The sequence below is a fragment of the Streptomyces kronopolitis genome, assembly GCF_050953795.1.
Lineage (GTDB): Bacteria > Actinomycetota > Actinomycetes > Streptomycetales > Streptomycetaceae > Streptomyces > Streptomyces kronopolitis_A.
Map to the genome: position 1 here is coordinate 2,884,658 of NZ_CP191850.1, position 18,812 is coordinate 2,903,469.

Consider the following 18,812-nt stretch of genomic DNA (forward strand, 5'->3'; position numbering starts at 1 on the left):
GCCTCCCGCTCGTGCCCCGCAGCCTCCCCGGATCCCGTCACCTCCGACACGGTCACCCCGACACCCCCTCCTTCCCCATCGCCATCTGCCTGGCCATCGCCGTCTCCTCTTCTCCGCGCCGCACTTCTCTGCGCTGCTCCCGCTGTTTCTCGCGCTGCACCACGGACAGCGCGGCGATCAGCTCCGCCTGCTGGTCCAGGGGCACCGTCAGCTGATCCAGCGGAGCCAGCCGCCGCTCCCGTTCACCGTGCAGGGCGCGCTCCAGGTACGTGGCCAGCAGCCGGCTGCCCCGCTCGCAGAGCCGCAGCGCGCTCTGGGCCCCCAGGAGGTCGGCGAGGTTCTCGCCCGCCGTACGGGCGCGGCGGCCACCGAGCAGGGCGGTGGCCAGCAGCGCCGCCGACTCCTCCGGCTCCACGGATCCCGCGCGCTCGCCGGCCTGCCCGGCCCGCGCCTCCCGCGTCTCCTCCTCGGCCAGCTCCTCCAGGCAGCGCCGCCAGCGCCGGACGATCACACCGAGCCGTTCGCCCGCACCCGCCGCGCCCGCGGCCGTCGTCAACGCGACCTCGGACGCCGCGGCATCGCGCCGCCAGGCCTCCGCCGACCGCTCGTCGGCCTCCTCCACGGCGCAGGTCAGCAGCGAGGTGAGGCCATGGGTCAGGGCGTCGAGCAGCTCGTCCGACCGGCCGTCGAGACCGTGGTCGCGCCAGTGGGCGCGGGCGTCCCCGGACAGCACCTCCCCGGCCGCGACCTCCTTGCGCACCCGCTCCGCGGCCCCCTCGTACGCCTCCTCGACCCGGCCGGCCAGCCGCAGCGCCGCGGCGTGCTGCGCGGCGGCGGCCCCGGCCAGCGCGGGCAGCCGGCTGCGCATCGAGGCGATCACCCCGGTGGCCGTACGCTCCGCGGCGGCCATCCGGGCGACGGGGTCCTGGGCGTGCCGCTCCAGCCAGTCCCGCAGCGCCGCGACGGCCGTGGCGGGCAGCAGCCCGCGCCCGCCGCCGGCCGACTCGGGCAGCTCGGGAATGGTGAACCGCGGGACATGCCCCAGGCCGGCCCGCTGGAGAAGTTCCGCATAGCGCCCGGAGATGTCGGTGGCGATCTGGTGCGGCACCCGGTCCAGCACGGTCACCAGCGTGACGTCGTACTCCTTGGCCGTCCGCAGGAGGTGCCAGGGAACCGCATCCGCGTACCGGGCGGCCGTGGTGACCAGCACCCACACGTCCGCCGCACAGATCAGCTCGGCGGCCAGCTCCCGGTTCCGCGCGACCAACGAGTCGATGTCCGGGGCATCGAGCAGCGCCAGACCGCTGGGCAACGCCGGCTCGGTCTCGATCCGCACCGTGAGCATCCCCGAATCGACGGCCCCGCCCACCCCGCCGTACACCTCGTACCCCTCAGCCGCACCGCCCCCGAACACCTCACCCGCTTCTCTTCCCTCACCCCGTGCGCCTCTCCCCCGCTCACCATTCGCCCTGTGCGCCCTACCGGTCCCTGGCTCCTCTCCCTCCCCTCCATGCAGTTCCTGAGCCATGGCCACCCGGCCCGCCTGAGCACCGCGCGCCCCGTGCGCGCTCTGCACCCCTGCCGCCCCACGCCCACCAGCAGCCGTTGTTCCCCCCACACCCCGGACCCCGAACTCCCCCCGGCCCGGGCCCGCGCCCGCCTCGTACTCCTCCGCGCCGTCGTCCTGCTCGGGCACCCACATCCGCGCGAGCTGCGGCAGGACCCGCGGCCCGGCGAACCACCGCAGGTCGTCGGGGTGGCAGACCAGCACCGGCGTACGCGTCGTCGGCCGCAGCACCCCCGCCTCCGACACCCGCCGCCCCACCAGCGAATTCACCAGCGTGGACTTGCCCGCCCCGGTCGACCCGCCGATCACCGCGAGCAGCGGCGCCTGCGGGGAGCGCAAGCGCGGAATCACGTAGTCGTCGAGCTGAGCGAGCAGCTCGACCCGGTTGCGCCGGGCACGGGCGGCCCCCCGCAGTGGCAGTGGAAAGCGTGCGGCGTCGACGCGGTCTCGCAGAACGGACAGTGCGTCGATCAGCCGGGGTCGTACGTCCAAGGTCGCCACATGTGCAGAATGCCCAATTTCGTTGGGTTTTTGAAGCGTATAACCCCTCGTGTGCGTCGCAAGAATGTGCACAGAACGGGATGAGTGGCACATGAGGCGCCCGCGACGCGCGCGACGCAGGCATAACGAGTGCACAACACCCGCAGCGCGGGGCGTCAAAAGCGATGCAGGATTCGTACCTGCCTGCGATTATCGGGACCGCTTCACCGAACCTCCACAACGTGCCACGGAGGTGAAGCAACCGGGACGAGGCACCCGGACCTCTATCCTTGACCGCGGTCCGTGATCCACGTCCACACCCGGCCCCCGTAGCTCAGTGGATAGAGCAGGTGCCTTCTAAGCACTTGGCCGCAGGTTCGAGTCCTGCCGGGGGCGCTTCGCAAGACCCTCCCTTGGGAGGGTCTTTTTGCCGGTCAGGGCACCTGTGGATGCTCCCGCGGAGGCGGCGGCTCCTGCCTCGGCGGCCGACGGGAGAGCCGACGCCGTCCGGCTGCCACCGAGTTTCCGCGGGCGGCCGCGGTGAATACACGGTGACGTTCCCCGAGCCTCGCCCGGCGTCTCTGAGAAGCGCACGAACATGCCCGGGTGGCGCACAACCATCCGGGGGCCCAGGCGGTCGTGGTCAGCAACCCAGAAGCTCTCAGGGAATGGCGCGCCGATCACCCCGCCGAGACTCAGCTGAAGCAAGCGGCGTTCACGCATCCCTGGGCCACCTCCGAGTGCGGCATCACGGCGTTCGGACCTGTCGCCGGTGGGCGAGCCGAGTTCTTCCATGCGGACGCGCACAAGGGGTGGACTGCGACACGACCGGTGGCAGGGGTCGCGACGTTGGGCGTCTCAGCGGCTGCCACCGGCCGGAAGAACAAGGGGGCAGCCGCGATCAACGTGACCTTCGGGAACGGCAATGTGCAGAGTGGGAGCGTGAAGCCCGATCGCACCGAGTTGGCCGCCGCGAACCGGTATGTCACTGCGTTCAATGCGCTGGCCGCGCAGCTTGCCGCTGAGCAGAAGTAGTTCTCCGCGCCGCTCTCCAGTGAGAGAGGCCCCGTCCCCTACCAGGAGGTGACGGGGCCTCGGCGTCCGCCCAAGGAGATGTGCAGCTGCTCACGGCCGGGGCACGGCACCGGCGTCAAGCTTCCGAGGAATCTCGGGCCAAGTGCTTTTGACTACTTCGGCTTCGACACCGCCTGCGAATGCGCCGGTGAACGCATCGCAGGGCCGCGCCGGTCCCGCCGCGGCGATCTCAGGGGAAGGCCCGGCGCCGAGGGCGCCGTCGACCGGTTGCCGGAGGGTGGCTGCGACGGCAATACGCGGCCCCCGGTGGGGCGTTACCCCTCCTCCTTCACGTCCGTTACCTCGGCGGCCTCCGCCACATCTGCCGCATCCGCCGCAGCCCGGACCAGGTTTTGTTCCAGGCGTTCCAGGGTGCGCAGGGCCGCGGTGCGTTCGTCGGGGGAGAGGCCTGCCGTGGAGAGGTCTTCGAGGTGGGACCAGACCTGTTCGACCTCGCGGCGCAGGGCGTGGCTGGCTGCCGTGGGCTCGATGAGGGAGGCGCGCTTGTCGGTGGGTGAGGGGCGGCGGCGGACGAAGCCGGCCTGTTCCAGGCGGCGGACGGTGCGGGTCATGGTGGCGGCGTCGGAGTCCATCAGGCGTACCAGGTCGGTCTGGCGCTGGGGGCCGAGTTCCCACAGGTGCATCATGACCAGCTCCTGGCCCGGGTGCAGGCCGATCCGGCGCAGGAGCTGTCCGGCGAACATGCGGTGCAGACGGGCCAGGCGGAAGATCGCGTGACTGACCGGCCCGGTGCCGGCCGCGGCCGGCACCGGGACCGTGGCGTCCTGCCCCTTCTCCACGGGGCTCTTGCCGGCTTCCGGGGTGGACTGCGTCATCAGCCTCTCCCTTTCCTGTTTGGGCAGCGTAATCCTACCTCCCTGGTCCTAGGTCTTCAGGACCACGTCGACCTATGGGCGCATACGCGCAGGTAGCAACGTGTTGCGTGCTTCACATTTGAAAGCGGGAATGGATTCTGGAGCGTTACTTGTTCGGACAGGTGATTTACTTGTTCGGACAGGCAATCGTCGGCCCGGGGCTCCCGAGCACCCGGTGCCGCGAGACCTCCCGTATCCCGAGGAGAGAGACCATGACCACTGCTTTTGACCCGATCGTCCTGGGCGCCGGCAACCTGGCGAACCGCCTCGTGATGGCGCCGATGACCCGCAGCCGTGCCTACGGGCCGGGCGCCGAGCCGACCGAGCTGATGGCGACGTACTACGCGCAGCGCGCCGGTGCCGGGCTGATCGTCACCGAGGGCATCCAGCCGTCCGTGGTCGGCCAGGGCTACCCCGACACCCCCGGCCTGCACTCGGCCGGGCAGGTGCGGGCATGGCGGACGGTGACCGACGCCGTGCACCACGAGGGCGGCACGATCTACGCGCAGCTGATGCACACCGGCCGCATCGGCCACCCCAGCCTGCTGCCCGACGGCCTGGAGCCGGTGGGGCCGTCCGCGGTGACCGCCAAGGGCCAGGTCTTCACCCACGAGGGACCCAAGGAGTTCGTCACGCCGACGGAGCTGACCGAGACGGAGATCCGGCAGACGATCGCGGACTTCGCCGCCGCGGCCCGCAACGCGATCGAGGCCGGTTTCGACGGCGTGGAGCTGCACGGCGCCAACGGCTACCTGATCCACCAGTTCCTCGCGCCCAACACCAACCTCCGCACCGACGCCTGGGGCGGTGACACCGAGGGCCGCATCCGCTTCGCCGTCGAGGTCACCGAGGCCGTGACCGAGGCGATCGGCGCCGACCGGGTCGGCCTGCGGATCTCCCCCGGCAACCAGTTCAACGACATCGCCGAGGACCACCCGGACGAGGTCTACCTCGCCCTGCTGGAGCGGCTCGCCGGCCTGGACCTGGCCTATCTGCACCTGATGGAGGGCCCGAACCGCGACCTGACCCCGCGGCTGCGCAAGGCGTGGCCCGGCACCTTCGTCCTGAACCCGTTCACCTACCCCGACGTCACCGGTCCCGACGCGCTCGCGCTGATCGAGGACGGCAGCGCGGACATGATCGCCTTCGGCTCGCTGTTCCTGGCCAACCCCGACCTGCCGCGGCGGCTGGCCGCCGGCGGTCCGTTCAACGCCGCCGACAAGGCCACCTTCTACGGCGGCGACCACCGCGGCTACACGGACTACCCCGCCCTCCCCGCCTGAGCAGCGGCCCCGCCGCCGCGGCCGCACAGTGAATGACAGTGCGTGCGGTTTCCCTTCACCCGTCCCTACCTGGGAGTCTGCGATGTCCAAAGCAATCACCTTCTCCGAGTACGGCGCACCCGAGGTGCTGCGACTGTCGGAGGTCTCCACGCCGGAGCCGGGCCCGGGCCAGGTCCGCATCCGTGTGCGGGCCGCCTCCGTGAACCCTCTCGACCTCAAGGTCCGGTCGGGCCTGATGGCCAAGGTCGCCCCGGCCCGCTTCCCGGTGACCCCCGGCCTGGACGCGGCCGGTGTCGTCGACGCCGTCGGCGAGGGGGCCGACGCGGCCGTGGGTGACGAGGTTCTCGGTGCCGCGGCCGGCGGCAGCTACGGCGAGTACGCCCTGCTGGAGCGGCCGGCGGCCAAACCGCAGGGTCTGTCGTGGGAGGTCGCCGCGTCACTGGTCACGGTCGGCCGGACCGCGTTCCGGGTGCTGCGGGAGCTGGAGGTGCGGGCGGGGCAGACCCTGCTCGTGCACGGCGCCGCCGGCAGCGTGGGCACCGTCGCGGTGCAGCTGGCCGCGGCCCGCGGCATCACCGTCGTCGGAACGGTCGGCGAGCACGACATCGAGCGCGTCACGGCGCTCGGCGCCACCGCGGTCCGCTACGGCGACGGCTGGGTGGAGCGGGTGAAGGCCGCGGCTCCCCAGGGGGTCGACGCCGTCTTCGACGCCTCCGGGGCGGGCGTGCTCGCCGAGTCCGTCGCCCTGGCCGGTGACAGCGCACGCGTCATCACCATCGCCGACATGACCGCCGCGCAGCACGACGTCCGCTTCAGCGCCGGCGGCGCCGACCCGGCCGACGACTCGCTCGCGCAGCTGGTGCGAATGGCCGCCGCCGGTGAACTCGATCTCCCCGTATGGCGCGCCTACCCGCTCGACCAGGCCGCCGCCGCGCACGGTGACCTCGAGGCCCGCCGCAACCGGGGCAAGGTCGTTCTCCTTCCCTGACTCCTGGCGGCCGGGCCGCGGTCGGCTTCCGGGCCGACCGCGGCCCCTCCACCCACCACTCCCCACTCCCCAAGGACGCAGGACCGCGAGACCCATGGCAGCCCGGCCCACCCGCCCCGTGCCGCTGACGGCCGACGCGGACCTCGTCGCCGCGTTCGAGGTCCTCGGCCAGAAGTGGACCGGCATCATCCTCCACACCCTGGCCACCCGCCCCGCCCGCTACGGCGAACTCAGCACCGCCATCGCGCGCATCAGCACCAAGATGCTCGCCGACCGGCTGCGCGAACTCGTCGAGAGCGGGCTCGTCACCCACGCCCAGCTCCCGCCCGGGCCCGCGACCTACACCCTCACCGCCGACGGCCGGGCGCTGCTGCCCGCCCTGGAGCAGATCCGCTGCTGGTCGCGACACCGCACCCGCCCCCGCCACTCCCCCGGAAAGGCCGCCCCCGTGTCCGCACCCGCCCTGCCCGAAGCCACCTACGCCCGCACCGTCCTGGGCTCCGGCCCCGGCCTCGCCCTCGCCCACGGCGCCGGCAGCAGCATCGCCGGCACCTACGGCTCGATCCTCGAAGACCTCGCCGCGCACCACGCCGTGGTCGGCGTCGACTACCCCGGCAGCGGCGACACCCCCCGCTCCACCACCCCGCTCTCGCTGGACGACCTGGCCGACCAGCTCGTCGCCGGAGCCGTCGCCGAGGGCCTGGAGACCTTCGCGGTGTCCGGCTACTCCCTCGGCGGCCCGGTCGCGATCCGCGCGGCCGCCCGCCACCCCGAGCGCGTCACCGCCCTCGTCCTGACCGCGACCTTCCCCTACCGGGACAACCGGCTCGCGCTCGCCCTGCCGGTCTGGCGCAAGCTGGCCGAGTCGGGCGACCGCACCCTGCTCGCCGAGTACCTGACGATGATGGCCCTGGGCGCCGACGCACTGGAGGCGATGCCGGACGAACAGCTCCAGCAGGCCGTCGGGTTCACCGCGGCCGGCGTCGCCGACGGCACCCCCGAACAGGCCGAACTCGCCCCCCGCGCCGATGTCCGCGACGACCTGCCGGGCATCCAGGCGCCCACCCTGGTCATCTCCACCACCCAGGACCGGTTCACCTCCACCCGCCAGCACCGCCGGCTCGCCGACAGCCTCCCGCACGCCCAGCTCGTGGAACTCCCCACCGGACACCTGCCGATGGTGGAACGCCCCGACGAATGGCGCCGCCTCATCACCGACTTCCTCGCGCGGCACGCCGTCTGAGGACGCACGCGAGGGGGCCGCCGGGCCGTTGCCCTCACCACCCCTCAAGAAAAAACAGGACAAATAAGCATTCCGGTTGAAGGAAGTTGAAAGTCGGATCACCCTTTCCGTCATGAGTCTTGCTTCCGTCGCTGCCGAGGAATCCGGCTTTCGTGCGTACGCGTTCGACTGGGCGCTGGTGGATGTGGAGACCTCGGGGCTGGTGGCGCGCAGGGACCGGGTGCTGTCGGTGGCGGTGGTCACCATGGGGCCGGACGGCGAACGGACCGGGGAGTTCTCGACGCTGCTGAATCCGGGGTGCGACCCGGGGCCGGTGGAGGTGCACGGGCTGACCGCCGAGCGGCTGCGCGGTGCGCCGGAGTTCGGGCAGGTCGCCGGCCGGATCGCCGCCATGCTCCAGGGCCGGGTGCTGGTCGCGCACCATGCGCAGTTCGACTACGACTTCCTGGCGCACGAGTTCGCCCGCGCGGACGTCCGGCTGCCGGTCGCCCGGCGGCTGTGCACACTGGCGCTGAACCGGCGGGTGGATCCGCCCACCGAGAACCTGCGGCTGGGGACGCTCGCCGCCCACTACGGCGTCCCGCAGCACAAGGCCCACGACGCGCTGGACGACACCCGGGTGCTGGCCGGGGTGCTGCGCGCCTCGCTGCGGGAGGCGGCGCGGCTGGGGCTGCCGCTGCCGCTGGTCGACTGCCCGCCGCGGCAGGACCCGCGGTTCACGCCGCGGCGGTCTAAGACGCCGTGCTCCTTCCGCAACCCGGGGCGGCTGTCCCCGGGAGGGCCGCTGACACAGGGCATGAAGGTGGCGGTCACCGGTGAGACCGCCACCTCCCGTACCGAACTCCTCGCCCGGGCCGCCGCGGCGGGGCTGAACGTGATGAGTGCGGTCAGCCGGCACACCGGCGTGCTGGTCACCAACGACTCCTCCTCGGGCTCGGCGAAGGCACGGCGCGCGATCGCCGAGGGCGTGCCGGTCATCGACGAGCGCACGTTCCTGCGCCTGTTGAGCGAGGTGCGGGCCGGAACTCCCCATGAGCAGCGGCCGGATGAGCGGCCGGCCGCGGTGGTCCCGGGGGCCCGGGTGGCACAGGACGGGGCGTGTACCCCCGGGACGGCTGCGCCGAAGGCCGCGGGCCGGGCGGCTCCGGTCCCCGCCGACCGGCCGCTCTCGGGGCGGCGGGTGCTCGTGCTGGGCGGCACCCATCCGAAGGCGGCGGCCGGCCGTACCCGCGTCGTCGAACTGGGGGGCGCCGCGGCGATCAATCTGTCGGCGGGTGTCACCGATGTCGTCCTGCTCGCCGACGGGGCGGCGGACCGGCGGATGCCCCGTATCGCCGCGCTGGAGATCCCCACCTACCCGGCCGACTGGCTCGACGCCCCCACGGTCGCGCCCCTGCCGCGCTGGGTCATCGGGCGCCGCGGCCCGCACGTACTTCCGCGCGGGGGCGTCATCGACCTGCCGGACCGGCAGCTTTCGGCCGTCTGGCACCTCTCCGCCTCCTGGGCGCAGCGGACCGGGTGCGAGGTGGACCTGGTGGCGTTCCTCGTCGACGAGGACGAGCAGGTCTCCTGCGATGAGGACTTCCTCTTCTACGGGGCCCCGGAGAACCCGGACGGATCCGTGCGCCTCCTGGCCGACGGGCCGGCCGAGCAGACCCTCGCCGTCCGGCTCGGCGCGCTGCCGGCCGCCGTCCGCAAGGTCGTCGTCGCGGCCGCCGTCGACGGCACCCCCACCTTCGGCGACGTCGGCGCGCTCCAGATCACCGCGGCCTGCGGCAGCAGCGCCCCGCCCCTCGCACAGTCCGCTCTCGACGCCGCCACCACCGAGCGCACCCTGCTCCTCGCGGAGCTCTACCGCCGGGGTCCGCGCTGGCGCTTCCGGGCCGTGGGGCAGGGCTACGACCACGGGCTGGACGTGCTCGCACGGGGCTACGGGGTGGACATCGAGGAGTGAGCGCGGGCCCGCTCCCCGGCGCCCGGCGGGGAGCGTGCCGCGGGCGGGGGTGGTGCGGGCGCCTGGCCGGATCCCGTACGCGTGACGGGGAGTGCGAAGGCGGCGCCCGGGGGTGGGTGGTTGTGCGCGGTGTGGGGTGGCGTGCGGTGAGGGTTCGGCCGGAGCGCGCGGGACGGGCCGGCGTGCGGGGCACATGACTGAAGCCCCTTCATGCACCTGTGCTACTGCGCGCAACGCCCAGGCGGCGACTTGACTTTGGTCATCGCGATTCAGTCCTGGTTGTTGGGTAAAGACTGACCCATCCCGTTCTCTCTGGATATGCCAACGTGAACCGTTGGCGGCATGTGCTTGGAGGAGAACCATGGCCGCCCGACCACTCGTCGCGCGTCAGACCAACCAACGACTGCGGTCGCTCATCCAGGAAGCCTCCCTGTCCAACTCCGCGCTGGCGCGTCAGGTGAACGTCCTGGGAGAGGCACAGGGCCTGGACCTGCGGTACGACAAGACCTCCGTGAGCCGGTGGCTCAGCGGTCAGCGGCCCCGCGGCCGGGTGCCGGCCGTCATCGCCGAGGCGCTGAGCGGCAAACTCGGCCGCACGGTCTCGACGGAAGAGATCGGCATGGCCAACGGCAACAGCGTGACCTGCGGGGTCGGTCTCCACTTCGCCGCCACGGTGGACGACGCACTGGAACAGGTCCGTGAACTATGGCACATGGACGCCGAATCACGGGGGCTTTTGTCGCGTTCGGCCATGACCGCGTCGGCGCTGGTCGAACCCAGCAGGGACTGGCTGATCAGCTCCCCCGACCCCCAGGTGGCGCGCCACCGGCCGCTGGGACCGCGGGTGGGCATGACCGATGTGGAGCTGGTCCGGGCGACCACCCAGGCGCTGGCCGAACTCGACCACCGGGTGGGCAGCGGCTATGTGCGGCCCGTGGTGGTGTCCTGCCTGAGCAGTGTGCTGTCCGGGCTGATGGCCGGGAGCTACGGGGAGACCACGGGGCGGCAGTTGTTCGCCGCGGCCGCCCGGCTGACGGAGCTGGCCGGGTACACGGCCCTGGACATCGGGCAGCCGGGCCTGGCGCAGCGGTACTACATCCAGGCGCTGCGGCTCGCGCAGGCCGCCGACGACCGGTGCTACGGCGGCTATGTGCTGGCCGCCGGGCTCAGCCACCTCGCGGTGGGCGCGGGCTGCTCCCGGGAGGCGGTGCAGCTCGCCCGGGCGGCGCAGGAGGGCACCCGGGGCCGGGCGCCGCTGGCCGCGCAGGCGATGTTCTACGCCACCGAGGCCCGCGGCTACGCCATGCTCGGGGACGCCAGGATGTGCAAAATACTGGCGGACAAGGCGATGGAGGCGATGACGCAGGTCGTCCCCGGGGACGGTCCCGAGTGGATCGCACATTTCGACCGGGCCTATCTGGCCGACGAACTGGCGCACTGCTACCGGGATCTCCAGCAGCCGCGGCCGGCCGCCCGGCGCGCCGAGGAGGCACTCGCCCGGCATCCGCGGACCCGGGTGCGCCGCCGGGCCATCGATCTGCTGCTGCTCGCCACGGTGCTGGCGCAGGCCGGCGACGTGGAGGAGGCCTGCCGGGCGGCGATGGAGGGGGTGGCCCTGCTCGGCCGGCTGAAGTCGGCGCTCGGGGAGCGGTATCTGCAGGGCTTCCAGGACGAGCTGCGGCCGTTCGGGGACACCGAGCCGGTGCGCGCGTTCGACACCCTCGTCCTGGAGAGCGGGATGCGGGTGTCGCGGTGACGGCGGTGCGCTCGCCGTGGGGAGCGCGTCCGGTCGTCCCGGCGCCGACGGCCGGACGGCTCGTCCCGGCCCGCGGGGAGGCGGTGGGGTAGCCGGTGCCGGCCGGCCGTCGGCTGTAGGGAGCCACCCCGAGGGGTGCAGCGGCACGGTGCGGGGACCGCGGCCGGCGGTCCGCGTGCCGCTTGTGGTGTTCCGTAGGGGTGTTACGGCGTCATGCGCCGCTGTACGCCGGCCGCCAGCGGCAGCGCGGCCCAGACGGTGCAGCCGCTGTCGGCCTCGATGCTCCGGCCCCAGCACGCGGAGGACAGGGCGACCAGCTCCAGACCGCGGCCGTGTTCCTGTTCCCCGCCGGGGTGGCGCACCCGGGGTACCGATGCCGAGCCCCCGCGGTCGTGCACCTCGATGTGCAGCAGGTCCTTCGACCTCCATATCCGGCAGGTGAAGCGGGTGCCGGCGGAATACTGGATCGCATTGGTGCACAGTTCCGACAGGACGAGCAGCATGAGGTATCGGGTGTCGTCGTCATGGATGTGCTGTCCGTCGAGCCAGGCGCGGGCCAGGCTGCGGCACACCGGCACCGCCCGCCGCAGCGCCGGCAGCCGGAACACCACACGCGGTGCGGAACTCCAGCAGTCGGCGGGCACGAGCTCGTTTCTTTCCCGGGGCCAGTGCGCGATATGCCGGACGGCAACAGTGACTTCGGCCGAATGCATGGTGGTGGGTAACATGACTACCCCTTTCCTGTGTACCTCATGGACTTCGATGTCGCTTTCGCCTCATGAAGCACTGCCAGCGGCATCGCTCGGGCTGTCCTGGCGGCATTGGGAATCCGCCGCGCCGCCGGTACGTACCGGCCCGCTTTTCAGCTTTGCTTTCCCTTTCGATTCAAGCAGTGCGCATGCCCGTACGGAAGGCGCACAGCGCAGCGAAGGGAGCAGCGGAGGAGAGGGAGGCGTGAAATACTATGACCACAAAAAAACGGTTGCGCATTTCCGGCGGCACCGGCTTCGGAAATGCGCAAGGAGATACCGGTGAGGTGGCGGCGAGAATGTATCAGGAATTCTGCCGGGTGTGAACGGGGCGGGACGGAGTGCGTCGGCGAGGGGGTGGGAGTCGGCGGGCCGTACGCCCAACACCGTTGCCGGGCAGCGGAGTTCAGGCCGGGTGCGCACCGGTCGCCGGGGGCAGGGCGAACGCCCGGCGGGCAGCTGCGCCCGCCGGGCGTCGCCGGGGAAATGCCGGGGCTAGGCCGACGGCAGATCCAGGCCGAGCTGTTCCGCGATTCCGGCCGCGAGTGCGGCCAGCGTCGGGTGTTCCCAGACGAAGTTCCTCGGCAGGGCGAGGGAGAAGGAACGGTCGAGCCGCACCCGCAATTCCATCGCCAACAGGGAGTCGAATCCGAGGGACTTCAGCGGGGTCTGCGGATCGAGCGAGCTTTTCCCGAGCCGGAGAACATCGCGGACATGGCCCGCGATATGGTCTTCCAGAGCGGACCGTCGCGCCAGTCCGGTGGGCAGCGCGGCGAGTTGGGAGCGCATGTCGTCGGTGTTCTCCGCGGGCGCTTCCGCTTCCTCCGGCGGCGCCTCACCGGACACCGCGCTGAAGAACGGGAGATGCCGGCCGGCGGGCGGCACCCAGGTTTCCGGCGGGCCGGGAATGACCCCGGTCTGCACCCGCCGGTGGGACAGCAGCGCATGCAGTGACGCCAGTCCCTGGTCGGTGGGGATGGTGCGGTATCCGCGGCGGCTGAAGTCGGTGGCGACACCGATCTCGCCCCACGGGCCCCAGTTGACCGCCACCGTCGGCATGCCCTGTGCCGAGCGCCAGGCGGCGAACCCGTCGAGCCAGGAGTTCGCCGCGGCGTAGACGCCCTGCCCGGGGTTGCCGAGCAGCGAGGCCATGGAGGAGAACGCCGCGAACCAGTCCAGGGGATGGTCCTCGGTGGCGTGGTGGAGGTGCCAGGCGCCGGCCACCTTCGGCAGCCACACCCGCTCCAGCTGCTCGTCGGCGACGTTGGTGAGCACCGCGTCGTCCAGCACCATGGCGCAGTGCACCACGCCGTGCAGCCGGAAGCCGTCGCGCACCGCGGTGGACACCAGCCGCTCCGCGGTGCCCGGATCGGCGATGTCGCCGAGGACCACCGACACCTTGGCGGTCCGGCCCACCGTGGTGGCCAGCGTCTGTGCGACGTCGGGCGCCGGGGCGGAGCGGCCGTTGAGCACGACGTGGCCGGCGCCGTGCCCCGCGAGCCACTTCGCGGTGGCCAGGCCGAGGCCGCCCAGTCCGCCGGTGACGATGTACGCCCCGCCCTCCTGCACCGGCATCTCCAGATCCGGCAGCACCGCGGCGGCCTCGCCGGTGTCCGGCACGGTCAGCACCAGCTTGCCGACGTGGTCGGCGGCCGCCATGGTGCGGAAGACCGTGGCGGCCTCGGACAGCGGATGCTCCGTGCAGTGCAGGGGCTTGAGCCGGCCCTCCTCGAACGCGCCGAGCACCTCGCGCCACACCGACGCGAAGGTGTCCGGCCGGTTGCGCTGGAGCTCGATGAGGTCGACGGTGCTCAGGGTGACGTTGTGCCGCAGCGGCAGCATCCCCAGCGGGGCGTCCGCCATGATGTCGCGCACCCCCAGCTCCACGAAGCGGCCGAACGGGCGCAGGGTCTCCAGGCCCGTCCGGATGGCCGCCCCGGACAGCGAGTTGAGGACCACGTCGACGCCCTCGCCGTTGGTCGCCTCCCGGGTGCGTTCGCCGAACTCCAGGCTCCGGGAGTCCATGACGTGGCGGATGCCCATGCCGCGCAGGTAGCGGCGCTTGTCCTCGCTGCCGGCCGTGGCCAGCACCTCGGCGCCCAGCAGCCGGGCCACCGCGATCGCCGCCAGCCCCGTACCGCCGGTGGCGGAGTGGATCAGGACCCGCTCCCCCGCGGTGAGCCGGGCGACCGTCCGCAGGGAGTACCAGGCGGTCAGGAAGGCGATCGGCAGTCCGGCCGCGACCACCGGCGTGATGCCGAACGGGATGGGCGCGACCGTCTCGGCGGGCAGGGTCAGGAACGAGCCGAAGGCCCCGCCGCGCAGATCGACCGCGATCACCTCGTCGCCGACCCGCACCCGCTCCACCCCCTCGCCGACCGCGCTGACCACGCCGGAGCACTCGAAGCCGATCCGGTAGCGGACGTCCAGATCGCCGGGGAGCAGGCCCATGGCGGTGAGCACATCGCGGAAGTTGAGCCCGGCGGCGGTGACCTTGACCTCGACCTCGCCGGGCCGGGGGGCGCGCCGCGGGACGGCCGCGTACTCCAGGCTCGACAGATCGCCGAGCCGGGAGGCGCGCAGCCGGAACCCGTCCACCCCGTGCCGTACGGTGCAGGCGGTCGCGGCACGGTCGGGGGCGCCGTCGGTCGGGGCGTGTGCCAGCCTGGCCACGTACCGGCCGCCGTCGCGCAGTGCGACCTCGTCGTCGGCCGCGTCGGCGAGCAGTTCCAGGGCCACCTCCTCGGGTGCGGCGTCCCGGGCGCCGGTGTCCAGCGACACCGGCCGGACCTCGGGGTGTTCCAGCGCGCCGACCCGCAGCAGCCCGCGCAGCGCGCTTTGGCCGAGGTCGACCTCGTCCCCCGGCACGACACCGCGGGCCCCGCGGGTGACGACGTACAGGCGGGGGGCGCCGGTGGTGGTGGCGGCGAGCGACTGCAGCGCGCCCAGCAGCCGCCGGGTGCGCCGCAGGGACCCTTCGGTCGGGTCCTCGCCGTCCGCGGGCCCGCACAGCAGCACCACGCCGCGCGGCGCCTCCAGGGTCGCGGCCAGGCGGCTGGTGAGGGCGTCGCGGAACGCGGCGAGGGAGCCGTCGTCCAGCGCCCGGTCCCAGACCACGGTGCGGGCGCAGTGCTTGCGCAGCGCGGCGGCCAGCGTCTCGGCCGAGCCGTCCGCCTCGCCGATGACGACCCAACTGCCCGGCGCCCGGGCGCCGTCCGGTGTCACCCGGGGGGCCTGCTGCCAGCCGATCTCCAGGAGCCAGTCGTCGAACGCCGCCGTGGTCCGCGCCGCCCGCCGGGCACACCGCAGCCCGTTGACGACGAGTACCACGGCGCCACTGTCGTCCAGGAGGCGCACGTTCGCCACTATGACTTGCGGGGTGATCTCGCTGACGTGCGCGTGGCAGTACACCGCACTCGCGGGGTCACCCAGGATGCGCAGCGCCTGCATCCGCACCGGCAGCACCAGCGCCGAGTCCTCCTCGTTGATCAACGGCGCCACGGCGAGCTGGGCGCACAGGTCCAGCAGGACGGGGTGCAGCGGCAGCCCGGACGGCGGGGTGTCCGCCTGCGGCGGCACGGCGATCTGTGCCCAGAAGCTGTCGTTGTGGCGTCCGGTGTGCAGTGCGCGCACGCCATTGAAGGCCGGGCCGTGTTCCAGCCCGCGCCGGCGCAGGCTGTCGTAGAGCGCGGAGGGCTCCACCGCCAGCGGATGGCGCACGCTCATCGCCTCGACGGACCGCGGCCGCAGCTCGGGGCGCACGCTGAGCCGGTGCAGCACCGCCTGCGCCTGCCGCTCCCAGCCGCCGCTCTCGTTGCGGGCGAGGATCTCGCAGGTCCCGCGGTCCGGCGCGGTCAGGGTGACGACCGTGGAGACCTCCGTCCGCGGGGCCAGCCGCAGCAGTTGCTCGAAGTGGACGTCGGTGACCTCCACCTCATCCGGTGCCGCGCCGAAGACCTCGCAGGCAGCCGCGAGGGCCAGTCCGCAGTGCGCGGCTCCGGGGAAGACCGGGTGGTCGTGCACCTTGTGGTCGGCGAGCCAGGGCAGCGCGTCGGTGCCGGCGTCGGCGCGCCAGGCGTGCCGCACGGGTTCGCCGGGGAACTCGCTGTGCCGGCCGGGCAGCGCGGCCCCCGGCGCCTCGGTGGCCGGTGCGGACACCGGCGCGGCGTCGGCCCAGTGGTGGCGGCGGTCGAAGGTGACGGTGGGGGCGTCCACGAGGTTGCCGTCGTCGTACAGGTACCGCCAGTTCACCGGCACGCCGGCGCAGTGGGCGGCGGCGAGCTGGGTGCGCAGCGTGGTCTGCTCGTCCTCGTCGCGGCGCAGCGTGGGCAGGACCACGGGATCGGTGGCGAGCCCGGCCAGGCTGCGTTCGACGGAGTGGGTGACGACGGGGTGCGGGGAGATCTCGGTGTAGACCACGTGCCGGTCGGCGGCCGCGGCGGCCACCGCTTCGGCGAACCGCACCGGGCGGCGCAGGTTGTCGCACCAGTAGTCGGCGTCGAAGGCCGGCGTGACACCGGCGTCGACGACCGTCGAGTACAGGGGGACGTCGGGCGAGCGGGGTGCGAGTCCGGACAGGGCCGTGCGCAGCGCCGGCAGGACCGGGTCCACCAGCGGGCAGTGCGAGGCGACGTCCACCGCGATCGGGAACACCGGGATCTTGCGGGCCTCCCAGGCGGCGGCCAGCCGGCTCACCTCCGTGGTCCGCCCGGCCACGACGGTGGAGTCGGGCGAGGACAGCACCGCCACCGACACGGTCTCGGCCGCGCTGTCGGCGAGTTCGGCGCGCACCGTGGCGGCGTCGAGCCCGACGCTGAGCATGCTGCCGCTGCCGGCGATGTCGCTCAGCAGCCCCGAGCGCCGGCAGATCACCCGCACGCCGTCGGCCAGCGACAGCGCACCGGCGACCACCGCCGCCGCGACCTCGCCCATGGAGTGGCCGATGACCGCGGCGGGTTCGACGCCGTGGGCGCGCCAGGTGGCGGCGAGGGCGATCTGGAGGGCGAAGAGGACCGGCTGCACCGTGCCGCAGCCCTGGACGGGACGGCCGTTGCGGATCACGTCGAGGACGGAGACCTCGCTCTCGGCCGTGATGAGTTCGTGGACCTCACTCAACGCGTCCAGGAAGGCCGGCTCGGCCTTCAGCAGTCCGCGCCCCATGCCGGGCCACTGCGAGCCCTGGCCGGAGAACACCCACACCGGCTGCCGCTCGACCGCGGCGCCCACGGCGCCGGTGACCACCGCCGGATGACGCTGTCCGGACGCGAACGACCGCAGGGAGCCGATGAGTTCACGGCGACCGGAGGTCACCACGCCCATCCGGCCGCGGCCCGCGCAGCGCCGCAGGGCCAGGGTGTGCGCCAGGTCGTGCAGCGGGAGGTTCGCGCCGTCGCCCTCCATCCAGTCCGCGAGCCGGGTGGCCGCGGCCGGCAGCACGTCCGGGGAGCCGGCCGAGACGAGGAAGACCTCGGACGACGGCTGCGCGGGCCGCCCGGAGCTGCGGCGTGCGACGGCCGGGGACTGCGGGGCCTGCTCCAGCAGGACGTGCGCGTTGGTGCCCGAGAAGCCGAAGGAGGACACCGCGGCCAGCCGGGTGGGGGTGCGCAGCGGCCAGGAACTCAGCTCGGTGGGGACGAACAGCCGGGTGCCGGCCGCCGAGATGGCCGGGTTCCAGCGCCGGAAGTGCAGGTTGGCCGGGATGGTGCCGCGTTGCAGACACAGCACGCTCTTGATCAGTCCGGTGACGCCGGCGGCCGGTTCCAGATGCCCCACATTGGTCTTCACCGAGGTCAGGGCGCAGCGGCCGGGCCCGTTGCCGTAGACGTCGGAGAGGCTGGCGAACTCGATGGGATCGCCCACCGGGGTGCCGGTGCCGTGGGTCTCCACCATGCCCACGTCCCGCGGGTCGACCCCGGCCCGGTCCAGGGCCTCCCGGTACAGGGCCCGCTGTGCGGTCACCGAGGGTGCCGCCAGCCCTTCGGAGGAGCCGTCCTGGTTCGTCGCCGAGCCGCGCAGCACCGCGAGTACCCGGTCCCCGTCCCGTAGCGCGTCCTTGAGGCGCTTGAGCACCACCACACCACAGCCCTCACCCCTCACGAACCCGTCGGCGTCGGCGTCGAACGTCCGGCAGCGCCCGGTGGCGGACAGCATGCCCATCCGGGCGAACGACCGGGTGATGCGCGGCTGGAAGGTCAGGGTGACGCCGCCGGCGAGCGCGAGGTCGCACTCCCCGGCGCTCAGCGCCTGGCGTGCCGTGTGCACGGCCACCAGCGAGGACGAACACGCGGTGTCCAGCGCCACGCAGGGACCCTGCAGCCCCAGCAGATAGGAGATCCGCCCGGCGGCCACGCAGTGGCCGTTGGTCAGGATCGACCCCTCCAGCTCCTGGGGGTGACCGGCGAGGTGATCCATGTAGTCGGTGTAACTGATGCCGGCGAAGACGCCCGTGGGGGTGCCGTTCATCCGGTCCGGCGGGAGGCCGGCGTGTTCCAGGGCCTCCCAGGTGACCTCCAGCAGCAGGCGGTGCTGGGGGTCGAGGATATCGGCCTCGCGGCCCGAGACGCCGAAGAACGCGGCGTCGAAGCCCGTCACATCGCGCAGGAAGCCACCCTGCCGGGGAGTCGCCTCCCCCTCCACCGGCCCCGGGAGCCCCCCGGGGACCAGGCGCCTTCTCTCCGGGGGCAGTTCGCCCACCGCGTCGCGTTCGTCGACCAGCAGCCGCCACAGGGCCGCGGGCGAATCGGTGTCACCGGGAAGCCGGCATCCCATGCCGATCACGGCGATGTTCTCCGTTGTGGTTCCGGGTTGTGTCCCGGCTGTCGGGCCGTGCGTGTTGTTGCTCAT

General features: G+C 73.0%; 10 protein-coding genes and 1 tRNA gene. 7 read left to right on the forward strand and 4 right to left on the reverse strand.

Going from position 1 to position 18,812, the window contains the following annotated elements:
- Positions 1-52: 52 nt before the first annotated feature.
- Positions 53-2,068 (reverse strand): ATP-binding protein, encoded by a 2,016-nt coding sequence (locus ACQP17_RS12575; RefSeq protein WP_433856347.1) that lies wholly within the window; start codon positions 2,066-2,068, stop codon positions 53-55.
- A gap of 302 nt (positions 2,069-2,370) precedes the next feature.
- Here ACQP17_RS12575 and ACQP17_RS12580 point away from each other — a divergent pair.
- Positions 2,371-2,443: transfer RNA gene (locus ACQP17_RS12580), tRNA-Arg, on the forward strand.
- A 210-nt stretch (positions 2,444-2,653) separates the two neighbouring features.
- The gene (locus tag ACQP17_RS12585; protein WP_433856348.1) at positions 2,654-3,082 is read left to right on the forward strand and encodes a hypothetical protein; all 429 of its coding nucleotides are present in this window, start codon (positions 2,654-2,656) and stop codon (positions 3,080-3,082) included.
- Positions 3,083-3,396: 314 nt separating this feature from the next.
- On the opposite strand, the gene ACQP17_RS12590 is transcribed toward ACQP17_RS12585, so the two are convergent.
- Positions 3,397-3,957 (reverse strand): MarR family winged helix-turn-helix transcriptional regulator, encoded by a 561-nt coding sequence (locus tag ACQP17_RS12590; protein WP_433856349.1) that lies wholly within the window; start codon positions 3,955-3,957, stop codon positions 3,397-3,399.
- A gap of 251 nt (positions 3,958-4,208) precedes the next feature.
- Here ACQP17_RS12590 and ACQP17_RS12595 point away from each other — a divergent pair, with 251 nt between their 5' ends.
- The 5 genes from ACQP17_RS12595 to ACQP17_RS12615 all read left to right on the forward strand — a co-directional run bounded on the left by ACQP17_RS12595 (position 4,209) and on the right by ACQP17_RS12615 (position 11,220).
- Entirely contained in the window at positions 4,209-5,279 is a 1,071-nt protein-coding gene (locus ACQP17_RS12595; protein ID WP_433856350.1) for an alkene reductase, read from the forward strand.
- A gap of 82 nt (positions 5,280-5,361) precedes the next feature.
- Positions 5,362-6,267 (forward strand): NADP-dependent oxidoreductase, encoded by a 906-nt coding sequence (locus tag ACQP17_RS12600; protein WP_433856351.1) that lies wholly within the window; start codon positions 5,362-5,364, stop codon positions 6,265-6,267.
- A gap of 94 nt (positions 6,268-6,361) precedes the next feature.
- A complete protein-coding gene (locus ACQP17_RS12605) occupies positions 6,362-7,510 on the forward strand; it encodes an alpha/beta fold hydrolase (protein WP_433856352.1) in 1,149 nt (382 codons plus the stop codon).
- Between the two features lie 112 nt (positions 7,511-7,622).
- On the forward strand, positions 7,623-9,464 hold the full coding sequence (locus tag ACQP17_RS12610) for a TerD family protein (protein WP_433856353.1): 1,842 nt from the start codon (positions 7,623-7,625) through the stop codon (positions 9,462-9,464).
- Between the two features lie 361 nt (positions 9,465-9,825).
- A complete protein-coding gene (locus ACQP17_RS12615) occupies positions 9,826-11,220 on the forward strand; it encodes a transcriptional regulator (protein WP_433856354.1) in 1,395 nt (464 codons plus the stop codon).
- Between the two features lie 203 nt (positions 11,221-11,423).
- Here the strand turns inward: ACQP17_RS12615 and ACQP17_RS12620 are convergent, their stop codons facing one another.
- Positions 11,424-11,864: an ATP-binding protein gene (locus ACQP17_RS12620; RefSeq protein WP_433856355.1), complete on the reverse strand. Its 441-nt coding sequence runs from the start codon at positions 11,862-11,864 to the stop codon at positions 11,424-11,426.
- A gap of 600 nt (positions 11,865-12,464) precedes the next feature.
- The gene (locus ACQP17_RS12625) at positions 12,465-18,812 is read right to left on the reverse strand and encodes an SDR family NAD(P)-dependent oxidoreductase (RefSeq protein ID WP_433856356.1); all 6,348 of its coding nucleotides are present in this window, start codon (positions 18,810-18,812) and stop codon (positions 12,465-12,467) included.